Origin of the sequence: Paenibacillus motobuensis, assembly GCF_039521865.1 — a bacterium.
GTDB classification, from domain to species: domain Bacteria; phylum Bacillota; class Bacilli; order Paenibacillales; family Paenibacillaceae; genus Fontibacillus; species Fontibacillus motobuensis.
The window spans coordinates 347,770-364,274 of sequence record NZ_BAAACX010000009.1; the positions used below are offsets into that span (position 1 = coordinate 347,770).

12 protein-coding genes and 1 pseudogene are annotated in these 16,505 nt (G+C 47.4%); 4 read left to right on the forward strand and 9 right to left on the reverse strand.

All coding sequences use genetic code 11. The features are described 5' to 3' along the window. Positions 1–59: 59 nt before the first annotated feature. Positions 60–1,160: a hypothetical protein gene (locus ABD014_RS12255; protein ID WP_343861369.1), complete on the reverse strand. Its 1,101-nt coding sequence runs from the start codon at positions 1,158–1,160 to the stop codon at positions 60–62. Between the two features lie 168 nt (positions 1,161–1,328). Between ABD014_RS12255 and ABD014_RS12260 the strand changes: the two genes are divergently transcribed. Both ABD014_RS12260 and ABD014_RS12265 read left to right on the forward strand, forming a co-directional pair. Beyond that, positions 1,329–1,667 carry a helix-turn-helix domain-containing protein gene (locus ABD014_RS12260; protein WP_343861371.1) on the forward strand — a complete coding sequence of 113 codons (339 nt, stop codon included), beginning with the start codon at positions 1,329–1,331 and terminating at the stop codon, positions 1,665–1,667. A 91-nt stretch (positions 1,668–1,758) separates the two neighbouring features. Continuing rightward, positions 1,759–5,073 (forward strand): DEAD/DEAH box helicase, encoded by a 3,315-nt coding sequence (locus tag ABD014_RS12265; RefSeq protein ID WP_343861373.1) that lies wholly within the window; start codon positions 1,759–1,761, stop codon positions 5,071–5,073. A gap of 278 nt (positions 5,074–5,351) precedes the next feature. On the opposite strand, the gene ABD014_RS12270 is transcribed toward ABD014_RS12265, so the two are convergent. Both ABD014_RS12270 and ABD014_RS12275 read right to left on the reverse strand, forming a co-directional pair. Continuing rightward, positions 5,352–5,792 carry a discoidin domain-containing protein gene (locus tag ABD014_RS12270; RefSeq protein ID WP_343862095.1) on the reverse strand — a complete coding sequence of 147 codons (441 nt, stop codon included), beginning with the start codon at positions 5,790–5,792 and terminating at the stop codon, positions 5,352–5,354. Next, positions 5,769–6,920: pseudogene (locus ABD014_RS12275) on the reverse strand (family 8 glycosyl hydrolase); the annotation flags it as partial. The gene ABD014_RS12270 and the pseudogene ABD014_RS12275, both read right to left, overlap by 24 nt. 381 nt (positions 6,921–7,301) lie before the next feature. Here ABD014_RS12275 and ABD014_RS12280 point away from each other — a divergent pair. After that, a complete protein-coding gene (locus ABD014_RS12280; protein ID WP_343861375.1) occupies positions 7,302–7,478 on the forward strand; it encodes a hypothetical protein in 177 nt (58 codons plus the stop codon). A gap of 73 nt (positions 7,479–7,551) precedes the next feature. Here ABD014_RS12280 and ABD014_RS12285 read toward each other — a convergent pair whose 3' ends face one another. From ABD014_RS12285 to ABD014_RS12300, 4 genes are all read right to left on the reverse strand, one after another. Then, a complete protein-coding gene (locus tag ABD014_RS12285; protein ID WP_343861377.1) occupies positions 7,552–9,366 on the reverse strand; it encodes a CBM96 family carbohydrate-binding protein in 1,815 nt (604 codons plus the stop codon). Positions 9,367–9,639: 273 nt separating this feature from the next. Then, a complete protein-coding gene (locus tag ABD014_RS12290) occupies positions 9,640–10,176 on the reverse strand; it encodes a superoxide dismutase family protein (protein ID WP_343861379.1) in 537 nt (178 codons plus the stop codon). A gap of 111 nt (positions 10,177–10,287) precedes the next feature. After that, on the reverse strand, positions 10,288–11,373 hold the full coding sequence (locus ABD014_RS12295) for a Gfo/Idh/MocA family protein (protein ID WP_343861381.1): 1,086 nt from the start codon (positions 11,371–11,373) through the stop codon (positions 10,288–10,290). Positions 11,374–11,523: 150 nt separating this feature from the next. Beyond that, on the reverse strand, positions 11,524–12,270 hold the full coding sequence (locus ABD014_RS12300; RefSeq protein ID WP_343861383.1) for a sugar phosphate isomerase/epimerase family protein: 747 nt from the start codon (positions 12,268–12,270) through the stop codon (positions 11,524–11,526). A 154-nt stretch (positions 12,271–12,424) separates the two neighbouring features. On the opposite strand from ABD014_RS12300, the gene ABD014_RS12305 reads away from it, so the two are divergent. Continuing rightward, positions 12,425–13,318, forward strand: coding sequence for a helix-turn-helix transcriptional regulator (locus tag ABD014_RS12305; protein WP_343861385.1), 894 nt, complete (start codon positions 12,425–12,427; stop codon positions 13,316–13,318). A gap of 394 nt (positions 13,319–13,712) precedes the next feature. Here the strand turns inward: ABD014_RS12305 and ABD014_RS12310 are convergent, their stop codons facing one another. Both ABD014_RS12310 and ABD014_RS12315 read right to left on the reverse strand, forming a co-directional pair. Beyond that, positions 13,713–14,330, reverse strand: coding sequence for a pyroglutamyl-peptidase I (locus ABD014_RS12310; protein ID WP_343861387.1), 618 nt, complete (start codon positions 14,328–14,330; stop codon positions 13,713–13,715). A 604-nt stretch (positions 14,331–14,934) separates the two neighbouring features. Beyond that, entirely contained in the window at positions 14,935–16,473 is a 1,539-nt protein-coding gene (locus ABD014_RS12315) for an MDR family MFS transporter (protein ID WP_343861389.1), read from the reverse strand. Positions 16,474–16,505 lie beyond the last annotated feature (32 nt).

Here is a 16,505-nt window from a genome sequence, read left to right on the forward strand (position 1 = left end):
CGTAACGTGAAGGTCAACATCTATTTTGTAATTCCTATAATAAAAAAGTTGTGAATGATCTATAAGAGCATTTGCTTCCAGGGAAAGCGAACCTTAACCTCCTTGGACCGCTCCTCACATTGCTTCATAATATCTGCGCTGATGGCATCCGGAATATGATGGAGATGCTTCTCATACAGCGTGAGGCAGGCCAGTAGCTGGTGCTGATTCTTGAGATATAAGCTTAGCCTAATACTGCGAAGCAATTGCATCGCACCCTGTGTACACTCGCCTCCGTTCAGCCAATATACAGCACATTGATAATACATTCTACTATACCGATCGCGATCTCTAATCTGATTCTCACCGCTTAGCATAAATGCCGGGGAAGAATCCACAAATCGATATAGCATGTCCTTTAAGCTGGGATCGAAGGAGAATTCGTATTTATTAGCCGCAATTAACGAGGCCGTTAACCCGTCTACTCTCAGCAGCGGATATTCATTCATCAACTCGACAAGCTGGGGGAGCCGGTCTAATTGACCGATCTTAAGCTCTAGCCCCAATAGTCTCCCCTTAGCCAACAATGAGAAGCGCTCCGCCTCCAGTTTGTCTTCTGGCAGAGCATCATGAATATGTGGCAAAGCGAGGCAGCGTTCGAGACATTCCCTTGCTTCGGCGTATTCCTCTTCAGATTCGTACGCTTCGGACATCATCAGCAGGCCTTGTCCATAGTAGCTCGCTAAGGAGCTTGTAAAAGGCAGCTTGCGCCGGAACCAGTTCCCGTTCTGCTTCTTGAACAATGACTCAGCTCGCTTTAGCATTTCAGTGATATATTGCCGAACTTCATCCCAGCGATCTAGGACAGCATAGTTTCGTGCAAGCAAATAGAGCCCTTCCAAGACATACTCATCGCGCAGACGATGACGAAAAGGAATGAATCGCAGCATTTCCCCCGTATTGCCGGGCTGAGTCTCGCTAGTCATGTAAAATATCCGGAAATAGCTCATGATGACCTCATCCGTCACTACTCTATCGTCACTCATGCTTATTATTTTCTCATATAATTCGGTTGCAGGTTGCCATATGCCGCAGGCGAACAACGACTCCGCCTTCTCGAATAGCTCTTTATGCGGCACAGCCCGTTCCTGTCCTGGCGAGACTCCGTGTTCAGTCACCATGGGATGATCTCCTTCGATTAGCCAACATAAATACAATAATTTGGGAGAATATAAATATATACAGTTTAATTACCTATATATTACTATTGTTAACTTATAAGTTCAATTAAACTTTATATGCATGTTATAGATCAACTAAGGTTGCTACAATTCATGTAGGTGATGAACATGAGCTTCGATTATTCCCTGATCGGCAGACGCATTAAGCAAGCCCGGGAAGAACAAGGAATTACACAAGAAATGCTGGCTGAGAAGCTGGACGTCTCCAACGCATACATAAGCAAGATTGAGCGTGGTAAGACCCCGATTAATCTGGACAGGCTATCTCAATTATGCGTAGTGCTTGAGGAATCGCCAGAGTATATTCTGAGCGGTTCTAATAAGCTATCCAATGACTATTTGCGTAATGAAATTATAGAAATGCTGGAAGATTGTCCACCGGAGAAGATCAAATTAATCATGCAAGTCATTAAACCGATTGTTGAATTTAGATCGCCAAAAGGCTGACACCCGAACCGTGGTGCCGGCCTTGCTTTATTTTATAAGGGAACTTGTTTATCATTAATGTGATAGATAGTGTAAGAGGATGATGTAAAGGATGCGACATTTATTAACTCAGACTGCGATTCATATGTTCTGTGGTAAAGCAGCCTATGAGGCAGGACAGACTTATTATGAGGCTGGCAAGGTTACCTACACGCTCCAGAACACGGACCAGCAAATTTATGAGGCCATTGTATCGGGAACGGATGAATATGAAGTGAATTTGGCGATCTATCCGGACGGTGCATTAACCGCTGATTGTACTTGCCCGGCTTTTGCCGCGAGCGGCAATTACTGCCCGCATATCGCAGCTGTGATGATCGGCGCCTATAAAATACAGAACCATACCGAACAATCGTCTGGTCGCCATGATCTGGGATCGAAACAGATGGGTGCTAATCTTGCTGCTCCTTTGAAACGGGATATACGACAAGCACCACATCGCAGCACGGCCCAGGATACCCGGCTGATGCGCGATATTATGGGGCTGTTCGGCAAGAGCAAGACCCGCCTGACACGGACTGGATCGTATTTCGATGCCAGAGAGCGTCTGGAGGCTGAATTTATACTGAGGTTGGACTCGTACGGATATGAGAAGCAAATATTCTCGATTGAGATGAAGCTCGGGACGAAGCGTCTATATATTGTAAAAAATATTAAGCAACTCCTGGAGCAAATCGATCTTGGCGGTAAGTATACATTTACGCCCAATTTCACCTATGATCCGCATCTCCACAGCTTCCCCGCTGAGGTGTCCGCGATTATACAGAAGCTGATAGACATTCAACGGAACGAGCATTTATTACATGAGGTGGCTGATCATTATCATCTTCGTTCCGGATATCCCGAGGAGCGCGGCCTGGTCATACCACCCTACGCCTGGAATGAACTGCTGGCGCTGCTTCGCTCCTGCCCTTCCGTCAAGCTGGAGGCGGGTGGCATATTGTACAAAGGATTCTTCGAATCAGACAGAGCTTTGCCTATCCAATATGGGATCAGGCATTCTGATGAAGATGATTCCTATTCTTTTGAGGTCGAAGGTCTGGATGAGATTACGATTCTTGACTCTTATAATATGGCGCTAATCTATAACGAGCTGATTACACTTGATCCGCAGCAATGCCTACAGCTCCATGAACTTAAGAAGTTGTTGCGTGTCTATCGCAAAGCCAGGGTCGGCGTGAGTGCGGAGCAGATGTCTCTGTTCATCGAGAAAGCCCTGCCGGGGCTGATGAAGCTAGGTGAAGTGAAGATCGATGATTCCATCACAGATCGGATTGTACGGAAGCCTTTGCAAGCCAGATTGTATCTGGACCGTTTGAAGAACCGCCTGCTGGCGGGGTTGGAATTCCAATACGGAGATGTAGTCATTAACCCGATTGAGGATCAGGATTTACAGCGCGGAACCGATCTCATCCTCATTCGTGACGAAGACCAGGAGCGGCGAATCCTTGAGCTGATGGATGAGAGTTCGTTTGTGCGAACGGAGAGTGGCTTCTTCCTGGATGATGAAAATGCGGAGTTTGATTTTCTCTACTATATTGTGCCGAGGTTGGAGCAGTTCGTTGATATCTTTGCCACAACGGCCGTTAAGGTAAGGATTGAGCCTCCAATTATTCCGCCGAGAATCTCCGCGATTTGGGACGAGCGTACAGATTGGCTTGAATTCAAATTCGAATTGAATGGCATTTCCGATCATGAAATCCGCGAGCTAATCGAGGCGATCCAGGTCAAGCGTAAATACTACAAGCTGCCAAGTGGTTCCCTTATGCCGTTGTCTGACGAGAAATTCAAGCATATGATTCAGTTCGTCCAGGATTCGGGCAAGTTTCAGTTCAACGAAAATAATGATGGATTCCGAGTGCCGTTGGCCAGCTCCTTCCATCTCCTGGATGAGCAGCGATATACGGAGCTATTAAAACCGGAAAAGTCGCTGCGCCGTCTTCTGTCGAACCTGAAGAATCCCGACAATCTGGAGTTTGCGCTGCCGCCAAGCCTTGCTCCTATACTGCGTGATTACCAGGTCTTTGGGTATCAGTGGCTGAAGACGCTCGCTACGTATCGTTTCGGCGGTATTCTCGCCGATGATATGGGGCTGGGCAAGACGCTGCAGAGCATCGCCTTCCTCGTCTCTGTGCTGCCGGAAATCCGCGAGCATAAGCTGCCGGCGATTATTGTGGCACCTGCTTCTCTCGTCTACAACTGGCGGAATGAACTGCGAAAATTTGCTCCGGAGATACGAAGTATGATCATTGATGGCAGTAAGAGCGAGCGGGTTCGTCAGCTGCAGGAGCAAGATGGATTCGATATTATTATTACCTCTTATCCACTGTTGCGCAGAGATATTGAACAGTATACCGAACAGGCTTATCATACCTTGATTCTGGATGAAGCGCAGAACTTCAAGAATCATACGACACAAACGGCTCATGCCGTCAAGGCGCTGCAAGCCAAGCATAAATTTGCACTAACCGGAACGCCCATCGAAAATTCGCTGGAGGAGCTCTGGTCGATCTTTGACGCAGTCTTCCCTGCCCTGTTCCGGGATCGACAGACCTTTAATGATCTGTCGCGGGAGAACATCGCCAATCGGATCAAGCCATTCCTGCTGCGCCGCTTGAAGACGGACGTTCTAAGCGAACTTCCAGAGAAGATTGAATCGGTGCAAGCTTCAGAGCTGTTGCCTGATCAGAAGAAGTTGTATGCAGCTTATCTCGCTCAGCTTCAGCAAGAGACGCTGAAGCATCTTAACGAAGACAGCTTCCAGCAGAATAAGATCCGCATTTTGGCCGGGCTCACCCGGCTGCGTCAATTATGCTGTCATCCTTCCTTATTTATTGAGGAGTATGAGGGCAGGTCGGCCAAGTTCGATCAGCTCTTCGAGATTATTGACGAATGCCTTAGCTCCGGGAAGCGAATGCTGATCTTCTCTCAATTTACGCAGATGCTCGGTCTAATCGGACGTGAACTTGGATATAGCGGTATTCCTTATTTCTATCTGGATGGGCAAACTCCTTCCTCCGAACGGATTGATCTATGCGACAGATTTAATGAAGGAGAGAAAGACATCTTCTTGATCTCTCTGAAAGCTGGTGGTACTGGACTTAACCTAACGGGGGCGGATACTGTCATTCTGTACGACCTATGGTGGAATCCAGCTGTTGAGCAGCAAGCTGCAGACCGGGCACATCGGATCGGGCAGACCAAGGTGGTACAAATTATTCGTCTCTTGACTGAAGGAACCGTTGAGGAGAAAATGTATGAATTGCAACAGAAGAAGAAGGATCTGATCGACGAGATCATTCAGCCTGGACAACAATCCATATCCAGTATGTCTGAGCAAGAGATCCGCGAGATATTGATGATTTAAAGATGATTAGAGAAGAGCAAGCCTGGTTAAGCAAATGTCCAGGCTTGCTCTTTTTTTGATACAGAGGATATATAGATTTACATAACTATCATTACGTTAACTTTTTGTAAGCTTGCTTTTATTAGTGTTATCCCCTATCCTCCCTATATGCCTGCCTTACCCTCTCGATCTGGCTGAGGTGGTCGCGGACATGCTTGATGCGCAATTTTAGCAGTATTGATTACTTCGAAAGCCCTTATCAGTCTAATACAAAATTTCACAGTTCGTTAATCGTTACTTCAGTTCGGCGGGTAGACTTCAAACTCATACAGTGAGTAACCGTAAGGGGTTCCCCGCTCGGTTCCATACATTTTTACATATCTAGCCGACACATTGTTGAGAGGTATGTCCTGCACTCCCCCGCTGCCATTCGTCTCGCTATATACGTCCGTCCAGTTCGAACCGTCGTTGGAGACTTGAATTTTAAATTTGACCGCGTACGCCTCTTCCCAATGTAGCCTCACACTACCGAGCGCCTTAACCGTACCTAGATCAACGTAGATCCACTGCGGGTCGCTGCCTTCACTGCTGGCCCATCTGGATTGCAAGTTGCCGTCAATGGCCCGCTCCGCTTCAAAGCTGATGCCCTCAATGGAGCTAGCTGCTGCTGCAGCGTTCAGAGCCAGATTAGGCAGAGATGGTTGCTCGGCTGAGCCGGGCTTCCACCAGTTGCCGGAGATGTACAGCATATTAAGGAGATTATAGCTGTCGCTGAAGTAATCCTCCTTCTTATTCTTCATCCAGTCCCAGCCAGCGTTGACCCAGGCTTTGTTACTGCTATCGGCTGTCGCTGCAGAGATGAAAGGAGACACAAATACCGCAGTTGCATAATCCCCAACCTCTGTTCCATTCAGCTTGTAGCCATTTTTTATTTTCGACGGGGTATTGTTTGTCTTGCCTTTTATCCAGCCTGTCAGCTTATCTGAGATCGATTTACTGCGTGGGTCCCCATACATCGCATAATCTATGACGATTCTGAGTGGAACGCGGCTGGCGTTATAATAATAAATATTTGTCTCTTTGAATTCATCGAGATACCATTCGGGTGCAGGTTTGGGCGGGTTATTGACGACAAAATCTGAGATCAAACCTGTTGAAGGAGAGTAAGCATTGCTGAAATCATTATATACAGAATAGAGGTTATCGATCAGTTGGATCCATATCGGATCCAAAGTCACATCATAGAAGGCCCTTAAATGGCTGAGCATCCAGTCGGACGGCCTTGTATTGAGCGCATTCTTCGCATCCCAGTCGCCCAGGTTTAGTCGGTTGTTCGTTGTTACATTACTGGCCTTAATGCCATTCGTAATCATTTGCTTCGCTTCTTGCAAGTAATTGATTGAACCGTCCGATCCCCATTGCTCATGAGCGAGAATCAAGGAATAAGCGATATCGAGATCGCCATCCGTCGCGGAGCTGTAATGTCCCTGGGCATTTTTGTTGTCGGCAACGACCCAGCCCATCAGGTTAGGGTTAATAGAGCTCTTAAAAGCCCGGGCTGTCTTGAACAATCCATTATAGATCGTCTGTGCATTCGGATCATGTCCGGCCATAAGCACGGTAATGATCATTCCATATCCTTGTCCCTCTGAAGAACCTAAGGCTGGGAAGCCACCCGGATTCCCGGTAATTTCACCTTTGACATAATAACCGCCAGGCAGTGAGCTAAGGTCATTCTTCAAGTACTTCCCTTTCCAATAATCATAGTACTGGGCGACCGATTGATTCATCGCATTCTGGGTGACATGGCTCGGCTTGATAATTCCAGGGTAGCTGACCTGCTGTGGAAAAGGCTTCTTCTCCCCTGCTGCATAGGTGCTTTGCGATGGGGCGATCGATCCTGCACCGGCCAATAAGACGGCAATGACCAGACTGACAAGTACCTTGTACCTTTTACTCCGTTTTGGACTGGACCCTGTTGTTGAAGCAGTTGCTGCTGGAGATTGTGCATAAGCATTGAGCTTTGCCCGGGTGTTAACCCTCGTCCTTGTCGGAACCATTGCAATTCCTCCTTTTAAGTGTGTGATTCATGTGCCGCTTGTGCCGTATGAACTACAACATGGGAAGATGTGTCATGTCTGAATCAAGGATGTCTCATGCTTGTATAATATTACATTTTTTGAAAATAATAAACTAGATTCGAATTCACAAATATCAATGCATGATGCATGTACAGGAGGAACCAGCCTATGACAAGCCACAATCAAGATCATTCCCAGGATGAAGCGAAGCTTCGGAATAAATTGGACCCTTCCGGCGACTCATTACAGGAAAAAGAGAAAATGGAGCAAGGCGTCGATATTGAGCCTCAAGCCGACGAATGGGTCGCGAAACCGGCTGCATTTACTGATACGGACAAGGAATAATCACAAGCTTGACATGAAATCCGCTCAGCAAATAGGCTCGGCGGATTTTCTTATTTCCGGCGTAATTCCTTGATCATTTATTGACGTTGTTGTTATACAGATTGCCGCCGCCAATCCGCACATCATCATGGGCTGTCGTCCCTGTAGCCGCACCGGTGGCATACACGACATAACCAACGGAATCATCCAGATTGACCGTGTTGTGGTCAAAAGAGTTATTAGTCCCGGTCGGATACGCCGTTCCATGGGTCCGTACCTGGAACGCATCCTTGATATTAGTATTACCGTTACGGTACCCTTGATTGTAACGAACGATTGTATTAACGCCTTTGATATCAATAAAGCTGTCTGCACTATTCTCTCCACTGATGCCCGTGCCATTGAAGGTGCAATACTCAATAACCGTTCCAATTGCCCCTTCTTTGATGTCAATATGCTCCGCGGTGATCCCGCCATCGAACAAAGTATGGCTGATCACGTTGTCGTACACCAGATGCTCATAATTCGAGCTGGAATCCGATCCGACATAGGCGCCTTCCCCATACCCCGGCTGATATTTGCCCGTATCATAGATGGTGGAATACTCCAATCTGTTATACGAGCTGCCATCGCGGAAATGAACACCCTCGTCACCAATCTGATGTATCTTAAGACCATGAAGAAGATTATAGTTGCCATGATCAATGACGATCCCCTTTTGTGCCGTATCGATTTCAATGTTGCGGATTTGCCAATAGTCTCCGGTTAAATGGATGCTGTACGACCCGTCATTCACGCTTACTCCTTTCAGCACAGCCGGCTTGTCCGGGTCACAGCTCGTTAACAGGATCGGTGCGTCTTCAGTGCCATTTTGACCGGAATAGAACAATCCTTGTCCTCCCGGGTCTCCACTTGTCGCCCTTGCTCCCGTATAAGTACCTGGAGCAATCGCAATAATATCGCCGGGCATTGCCGTCCGCATTGCGTCCTGAATAGCGACGCTGCTGTTCAATGCGTTACTACAGACCGGAGTCGAGCCGGAATCAGCCAGCGTTCTAACCATCACAGTGCTGCTGGGCACTGAACGATTACCTGTACTGTCTCTAGCTATAATGTAGTAGCTGTACATCGTATCTGGACCCAACCCGTTATCCAGGAAAAAGACACCCGCTGTATCCCCTGCAAGACTCCCATTGCGAAATACTTCATACCCTGCGATTTCGCCGTTAGCCTCGACCGGACTCCAGCTTAATTGGATCTGCGTTCCTGAAGTCGCAACACCAATGACATTAGTCGGTGCTGCAGGAGGCTGCTCATTACCACCAGGATGAGTACTGTCGCCGCTAATGACAAGCTCCGGTCCATTCACGCCCTTTTCCCTGCTGTTCAGTGTCGTGTATTTTCCAGCGCTTTCTTGAAGCATGAAGGAGACAATGCCGTCTCCTGACGCTTCTGCCGCAACATAGTTAGTCACATCTAATTCATAATAGGCTGCTATCGTATTCATCGGAACACTGCCAGCTAAGCTTCCCTGGACCGGCTTATTGCTCCAGGTAATCGTCGCTTCATTCCAGTTATCAGTAGTCTCATAGGCGGATAGAACTGTATTGTATGATGAGCTTCCGTAAATTCTGAGCTTCGCGCTCGTAACATTTGAAATTCCGGAGAGATTAAATTTTATGAAGGCTTGGCGAGAGCTCGCCGTATCATTCTTGACGTACAAAGATGTGGAGGTTCCATAATTGGAGGAGGAGTTGCCTTGATGCACATAAGAATCACTTATTGGACTTAGTGTCACAGACGAGGCCATTACCATAGTCTCTGTAAAAGATAAGCCGAAAAGCAGTACCAGAAGGCATAATCCCAACTTATAGAACAACATTTTCATATTGCGGATACTGCTAGACATACGAATCACTCCTTTTTATTTTCGGTTGATTCTTATGTTTGCGGGTCCACGCTTGTCAGCTGAAGAACCTCTATCCTCCCTTCATAATGGGCTACTGCTGCCGATCAGACACGGGTTGTCCATTAAGTATAAAACAATCAGAATGGAACATATATGAGTATTTTTGCCTATTATTGGAATATGTGACGACTATCGAATCTTCTTACATGCATCAAAAAAGCAGCCAAACCATAAGGTTTAGCTGCCTAGTGAATGCCAGAGATGCTCGAAACACTAACGAATTACGGAGCAGGCAATCCGTGCTCCGGAATTACCGGACGGATCGGTAACGTAGTCATCGGCTTTTTCATGAATCATAAGCGATGTACCGCCAGGCCTCAGCAAAGAATTCGGGGAACCCTTCTTGAGCGTCACCGTCTTGCTCTCCAAATCAGTGTTAACGGTTCCGTCAGCCTTGACCGTAATGTTAAGCAGATCGCCCGCATGATATCCTTTCGGATTTTTGAATCCATGCTGCTTACCTTGCGGGTTGAAATGAGCCCCAGCCGTCTTAAAGTCTGGAGGATCGCATTTTCCCGTCTCATGGAAATGAATGCCGTGTTCCCCCGGAGGGAGGTTCTTAGCTTCGATATGGATATGGACTGCGTCTGCTTTTTGCATCAACACGGCTGTGCCAACCTCAGCTCCCTTGGAATCGATGATCACCGTCTTGATTTGCAGTTCCTCTGATTTGGCCGAGGCTGGATTCATAGGTGCAGCTCCGAGCATTAGAGAACCAAGGATGCTCAGGCAGATGATTTGTTTTTTCATTGTGCGGATTCTTCCTCCTGTAGATGTTTTCGCTTCCTTCCACAGGATGTCCCATTTGGATGAAAAAGATAACTCCTCGAGAAGCACCTCGTCCCTTATTTGCAACAACGATTAGAAATCCGGTATGTCGATCACAACTTCGCGTCCTGTCTGTGACGAGCGCATAATTCCGTCCAGAATGGCCTGGTTGCGAACAATTTGTTCTCCTGGAATCGGAGCCGGCCCACCCTCGCGAAGTGCACGCACAAAATCTCTGATTTTCTCAGCGAATACGTCAATATCATGTTCAATCAAAGGAATAACGCTCTCTGTGTGATGCCTCTGAATATCATGGAACAGTGATACCGCGCCAACATGGCCATCCCATACGCCTCCCCAAGGCCCCTGGCTCTTAGGCAGTACCTTAAGACCTGCGTCCGTGCCAAGGAACATCGTCGCTCCAAGCGAATCCATATGCATGGCCCAAGAGGTCTTGAAGTTAAGCACGAGATCATTCTCAAAGCGGATCATCGCCACCCCGAAATCCTCGACATCAAATCGATCTGCCTCCGGATGATATTTCGGACTGGTGCCGAAGTGATTCGACGTATAAGCCGACACGGTCAACGGCTTAGGATATCCTAATGTGTTCAAGGCGAAATCGAGCGAATAGCAGCCGATATCGGCCATCGCGCCCGCACCCGAAATCTCCTGGCGAATGAAGGTTCCTCCCGGCATGCCGCGTCGACGTCCTCCACCAGTCTCTACGTAATATACTTTGCCAAGCTGTCCGCTCTGCACAAGCTCCTTGATGAGACCCATGTTCGGATCGTATCGTGGTTGAAAGCCGATATTGAGCATTTTGTCAGCTTCTTTCGAAGCTTGAACCATGCCCACTGCTTCCTCCAGCGTCACCGACATCGGCTTCTCGACCATGACATGCTTACCAGCATGCAGCGCATCCAGTGTCGTCTTGTAATGTGCGGCATTAGGCGTGCAGATGCTTACCCCATCTAAGTCCAGCTCCAGCAGCTTATTATGGTCGTCGAATCCTACAGCCTGCTGCAAGCCCCAATTTTCAATAAAATGATCAGCACGTCCCGGAAAAATATCAGCCACACCTACAATTTCGACATCCTCGATATCTTTGTAGGTACGTGCATGCACTCCGGCAATTCCTCCACTGCCGATGATTCCAATTTTGATCGTTCTACCCATGCAGCATCCTCCTCCTACATTCCCACTTTTAAAATATTACATTTCACAATTTTAAGTAATAGCCGCAGTGTATAGCCTCTCGCCGTCCACCAAACCCAACGTCATTCCGTTGGGTCCAGTCTGATCAGCGATGATACAATATAGGATTATTTATAATATTTGTCGCAGATAGCGAAGACTAGCTTCGATCGATTCCAGCTGTGGAATCTCGTATTCCTCCTGTTCGACGGTGTACCATTCGACTCCAAAATGCTTGCCGGCCGCCGTTATTGTCTTAAAGTCGAGAATACCCGTGCCGATCTCCGTATTGCGCTGATCCTGCTTGCTCTTCATGTCCTTGATATGGAGAATTCGGCAGCGGTCCGCGAAGGATTCTATCCAGTTCGCAGCGCGGAACCCGGCATATTCTGCCCAGTATGTATCCAGTTCGAAGAACATATGCTCAGGCGATGTGTGTTGGGCCAGCAGCTCCAGGCCTGTCAACCCGTCATGCCTCTGGAATTCAATACCATGATTGTGATAGCCGAAGCGAATCCCTTGCTCTTTGCAGCGCTCCCCAATCTGGTCAAACATCTCCGCGGCCCGCTTATAGCTATCCGCGTTCTCACGCAGTTCCTCAGGAAGACCAGGACAGATGATATAAGGGCTACCGATGGTTAACGAGTAATCCATCATCTCTTCCAGTCGCTCGGTAAGATCAGGCATGCCGATATGACTTCCAGCCGCCCGCAGTCCGAATTCGTTCAGCGACTTCTTAAGCTGCTCCGCTGAAGTGCCGAAATATCCGGCAAACTCAACGCCGTCGTAGCCAATCTCCGCTACTTTTTTTAGGGTGCCAAGAAAATCCTCGCTTGTTAGTTCTTTGATGGAATAGAGTTGCAACGCAATATTTTCCATATATAATGCCTCCTTCCAAATTATTAGGTAAGGTAAAGATACCAAAATCATAGAAGAAGTAATACAATGAAGCTACTTAAAAATATCAAAAATTTGTCTTGATGATTCAAAGGTCTGTTTTTGAATACAGAGCAACTCAGGTCGAGGTGATGAGATGATGAACGAGCCTTATTTTGAATCCAACCGAACCCAGGACGGGTCGATCCACTATCCCTATGAGAGTATGATCCACTATGGCAGAGAGCCGCGCTGCATTGTGCCGTCTCATTGGCATCTGTATATTGAAATCTTATATTTGCTGTCCGGGACAGCCAAGGTCTATTCGGGGGGTGAAGCATATGTCCTAAGTGAGGGCGATCTAATCCTGATTCATTCCCATGAGACGCATTCGATATATTCTCTGGATCAAGATCTCTCCTATATCGTCGTCAAGTTTGATCCAGAGATTCTATACTCGACTTCCCGAACGTTTTTAGAATCTAAATATATTCTTCCGTTCACCTTGGCTGAGTCTAGCAGTCAGCGTGTCTTCACTGCTTCTGAGATTAGAGATACGCCGATCCCGGACATGATCTGGGAGATTTACAATGAATTCAGCGCCAAGAGCTTTGGCTTTGAGCTTGCCGTCCGGACGCTGATTTGCCGCGTCTTCCTGTGGTTTCTACGGCAGCCTCGTCAACAGCAGCATTGGAATTGGGAAGTGGCACATTCCTTGAATGATAGCGACTACCAGATGCTACAGAAGGTGTTCGAATATATCGACTATAACTATAAGAATGATATTAATGCGCAAACTGCAGCCCGTCTGTGCAATATGAGCTACAGCTATTTCTCCCGAAGGTTCAAGGCCATCATGGGCAAGACTTTCACCAACTATCTGAACTACATCCGCATTACTGAGGCTGAGAAGCTCCTGCTGACGACGGATCAGAGCATGACCGAGATCGCACTGGAGGTCGGCTTCTCAAGCTCGAGCTACTTCATACAGCAGTTCAGACAATACAAGGATATCTCCCCCTACCAATTCCGTAAAAAAGGAAAAGCCTGATACTAAGGGGTATCAGGCTTCAAACTATCGATCTCGTATGGCAAAGCGAAGCAGAATCGGTCGGAAAACCGCCGCATCGTCGGGCCCTAACGAAACTGGACTATACTTGCCCTGCTTCACATTCTAACGGAACTGGGTATCGTTATTTAGCTATATTTGTGTTGCTTCGCATTCTAACGAAACTACGTATCGTTATTCAGTCCCAAAAGCAGTGTTCAGGCCATATTTCTACCAAATAGCGATCTGTAGTTTCGTTAGATTTTTTTACGACTCAATTACGCTCAAATAACGTGTCCCAGTTCCGTTAGCGCACGCTATCAGCACATTTGGCGAACCGCAGACGCTAGATTTCTGGTTTTATCAAATTCGCAAGTAGCTCAACTCTGTTACAGTCTCATAGTAGCAGCGTATGTATCATCACTTTCAAGCCCTTCAGCATCGTCTCATGTGACAGGGAAGGCAAGCTTGGCCTGGCTACGGCCATGTCTTCCGAAGCCGGAAAATGTACAAATCCGCCAACCATCGGCAACTGATGAACACGAATGTAATCAAGCAGAGCGTACATCGTGTTGTTGCAAATAAACGTTCCTGCCGAATAGGAGATCGCAGCCGGAATGCCCTGCTCCCTCATGATATCCACCATCTTGCGCACGGGCAGCAGACTGAACAAACCGTCGGGGCCGTCCAGGCTGATCCTCTCATCATAGGGGCGGCTCCCGTTATTGTCGGTTACGCTGGATTCCTTAGGTACTTCTTTCAAGTTAATGGCGATCTGTTCTGGCGTAATCGAGGTTCGCCCCGATGCCAGCCCACAGCAGATGACCGCATCTGGCCGCAGCACCCGCACTGCCTCAAGCAGCTTGTCCGCACATTCATCAAAGACAACCGGAAGCAGCAAGGTGTGGATCTCAGCCCCGGCAATCTGCTCCTTCCCAATGTCCGTAAGCAGCCTCTCCGTCGGATTTATGGAGTCATCGCCAAAGGCTTCAAACGCCGTGATCAATATGTTCATGTTCTAATTCCTCCTCCCCATAATTCGTAGCATTTCGTTGACCGCCGCCATACGACGGCCAACATGCTTGTGAGCACGATTCAACTCTAACCTTACTAGTATGAAATCACGCTCTCCTTATGTCACTTCGAACTTCAAAGCTTCTCTCTATTTTAGGCATATGCCGCAGCAACTCGCAACTAATCAGAATAATAGGAACAATTGTAAACCATACACTTATTTCTCCGAATTATTAGCCCCCCTCTTATAGGGCATTTATACTCATAAAAAACTCATTTCGGATTGCTCCCTCGCTTAAGAGTTATAAAAGGTGAAATTGTGCGATAACCCAACTCACCGGTTTTTTGTCGTTACAATCTGTAGAGTATAAGTGCTTATATGCAACTATATTAGCTCTTCATGCCATGTATAGAGGAAATAGCTGCTTCTATGCATCTATTCGGATGAACTTCCCCTCGATAGCGACTTAAGCAAACAAATAATTGTATATACGCAGCTATTTCCTACTTAAAAGAGCATTTTACGTGAATAGTTGTATTTCCTACAGTTATTTCTGAAGTGCAGCTTGAAACTGTCTGAGTAGTAGATCTAAACTGTTTACAGCCTACCCCCGTTCCGCATGAGGAGCGAATTCTTCGACAACGGCTTCAGCATCAAGCTTCGACCTCCCCATAAGCAGGGATGCCGCACAGGCTAGAAGAACAGGGATCATTGCCCACACGAAGGTATGAGTAATAGAAGAGGACAAAGCCTCAGAGATAGAGTGAACGGCCTCAGCTGGTATCCGCGATCTGTTCTGTTCTGATAGGAGCATATGCAGATCATCCATCCCCAAGGATTTCGAAAGTGTGTCATTTCCACTGAAGATCGGATTCATCTGCTGCGAGAAGCTATGATTTTGAATCATCCCGAACATCGTAATGCCTAGGGTCATACCCAGCGAACGCAAGAAATTGAAGGTTGAACTGGCTGTTCCCCGCTGCCGATAAGTTAGTCCATGAATACAAGCATTGCTGAGCACCGAGAACGAAGCGCCGATCCCAAGCCCCACCAAGATCATGTACAGCGTTAGCTCCAAGCGAGTAGACTCTGGACTTAGCGTTGTGAGTAAAAATACGCCGCATAGCAATAGAAGAAGCGTACTTAACATGATTGACCGATATGAAAAGCGGATGATTAATTGCCCCCCCACAGTCGCCGTCAATACTGAACCAACCATCATCGGCAAGAGCACCATGCCGGAATTCGTCGCCGTGCCTCCCATGACGCCTTGGACATAAATCGGTATATACACCGATGCGGTGATAAAGGCAGCCCCACTAAAAAATCCGCACACTACACTAGATGAGTAGATTCGATTTTTGAATAAAGCAAACGTAATAATCGGCTCTTTCGCCTTCGTCTCGCAATACAGAAATACGGTTGTAAGTAGTAAAAAGACACCGAGCAGGCTTAATATCTCAATAGAACCCCAGGCTAACTGTTTTCCACCTAATTCAAGTGCGAACATTAGACATACAACTGCCCCAAGCAGAGTAATAGCTCCTGTCCAGTCAATCGGCTGCTTGGAATGCTCATGCGACTCCTTGTAGAACATCATGACCATGAGCAACGCGGCCAGACCTAACGGCAAATTGATGTAGAAAATCCACTGCCAAGCAATATAGTCGGTAATGTAGGCGCCGAGCAGCGGACCAAAAATACTGGAAATCCCGAATACCGCTCCAAAGAGACCGCCCAGCTTGCCGCGCTTCTCCAACGGGACTGTATCGAACATGATCGTAAACGCAATCGGAATCAACGCTCCGCCGCCGATACCTTGAATGGCCCGGTAAATAGCCAACTGTGTAATAGATTGAGCTGTTCCGCACAGCGCTGAACCGATCATGAACAGGATGATCCCGAACATAAAAAATCTTTTTCTCCCGTACATATCCGACAGCTTGCCAAAGATCGGCATACCCGCCATTTCCGCGACCATGTAGGCAGAGGTCACCCAGACAAACTTGTCCATCCCCCCGATCTCGCCAACGATATTCCCCATCGCTGTCGCTACAATTGAATTGTCCATCGACGCCATCAGGATACCTAGCAGCAATGCTGCGATCACTAACGTCATCCGACTTTCTTGATGCTGATTCATTTTACTGACCACTCCATTTCTTATTTCTCTCA

Bases quoted from the DNA above. Each gene is read 5' to 3' on its own strand.
- ABD014_RS12255 (WP_343861369.1), bottom strand. From the start codon at position 1,160: ATGGTGACTGAACACGGAGTCTCGCCAGGACAGGAACGGGCTGTGCCG.
- ABD014_RS12315 (WP_343861389.1), bottom strand. From the start codon at position 16,473: ATGAATCAGCATCAAGAAAGTCGGATGACGTTAGTGATCGCAGCATTG.
- ABD014_RS12290 (WP_343861379.1), bottom strand. From the start codon at position 10,176: ATGAAAAAACAAATCATCTGCCTGAGCATCCTTGGTTCTCTAATGCTC.
- ABD014_RS12295 (WP_343861381.1), bottom strand. From the start codon at position 11,373: ATGGGTAGAACGATCAAAATTGGAATCATCGGCAGTGGAGGAATTGCC.
- ABD014_RS12285 (WP_343861377.1), bottom strand. From the start codon at position 9,366: ATGTCTAGCAGTATCCGCAATATGAAAATGTTGTTCTATAAGTTGGGA.
- ABD014_RS12280 (WP_343861375.1), top strand. From the start codon at position 7,302: ATGACAAGCCACAATCAAGATCATTCCCAGGATGAAGCGAAGCTTCGG.
- ABD014_RS12300 (WP_343861383.1), bottom strand. From the start codon at position 12,270: ATGGAAAATATTGCGTTGCAACTCTATTCCATCAAAGAACTAACAAGC.
- ABD014_RS12265 (WP_343861373.1), top strand. From the start codon at position 1,759: ATGCGACATTTATTAACTCAGACTGCGATTCATATGTTCTGTGGTAAA.
- ABD014_RS12260 (WP_343861371.1), top strand. From the start codon at position 1,329: ATGAGCTTCGATTATTCCCTGATCGGCAGACGCATTAAGCAAGCCCGG.
- ABD014_RS12305 (WP_343861385.1), top strand. From the start codon at position 12,425: ATGATGAACGAGCCTTATTTTGAATCCAACCGAACCCAGGACGGGTCG.
- ABD014_RS12310 (WP_343861387.1), bottom strand. From the start codon at position 14,330: ATGAACATATTGATCACGGCGTTTGAAGCCTTTGGCGATGACTCCATA.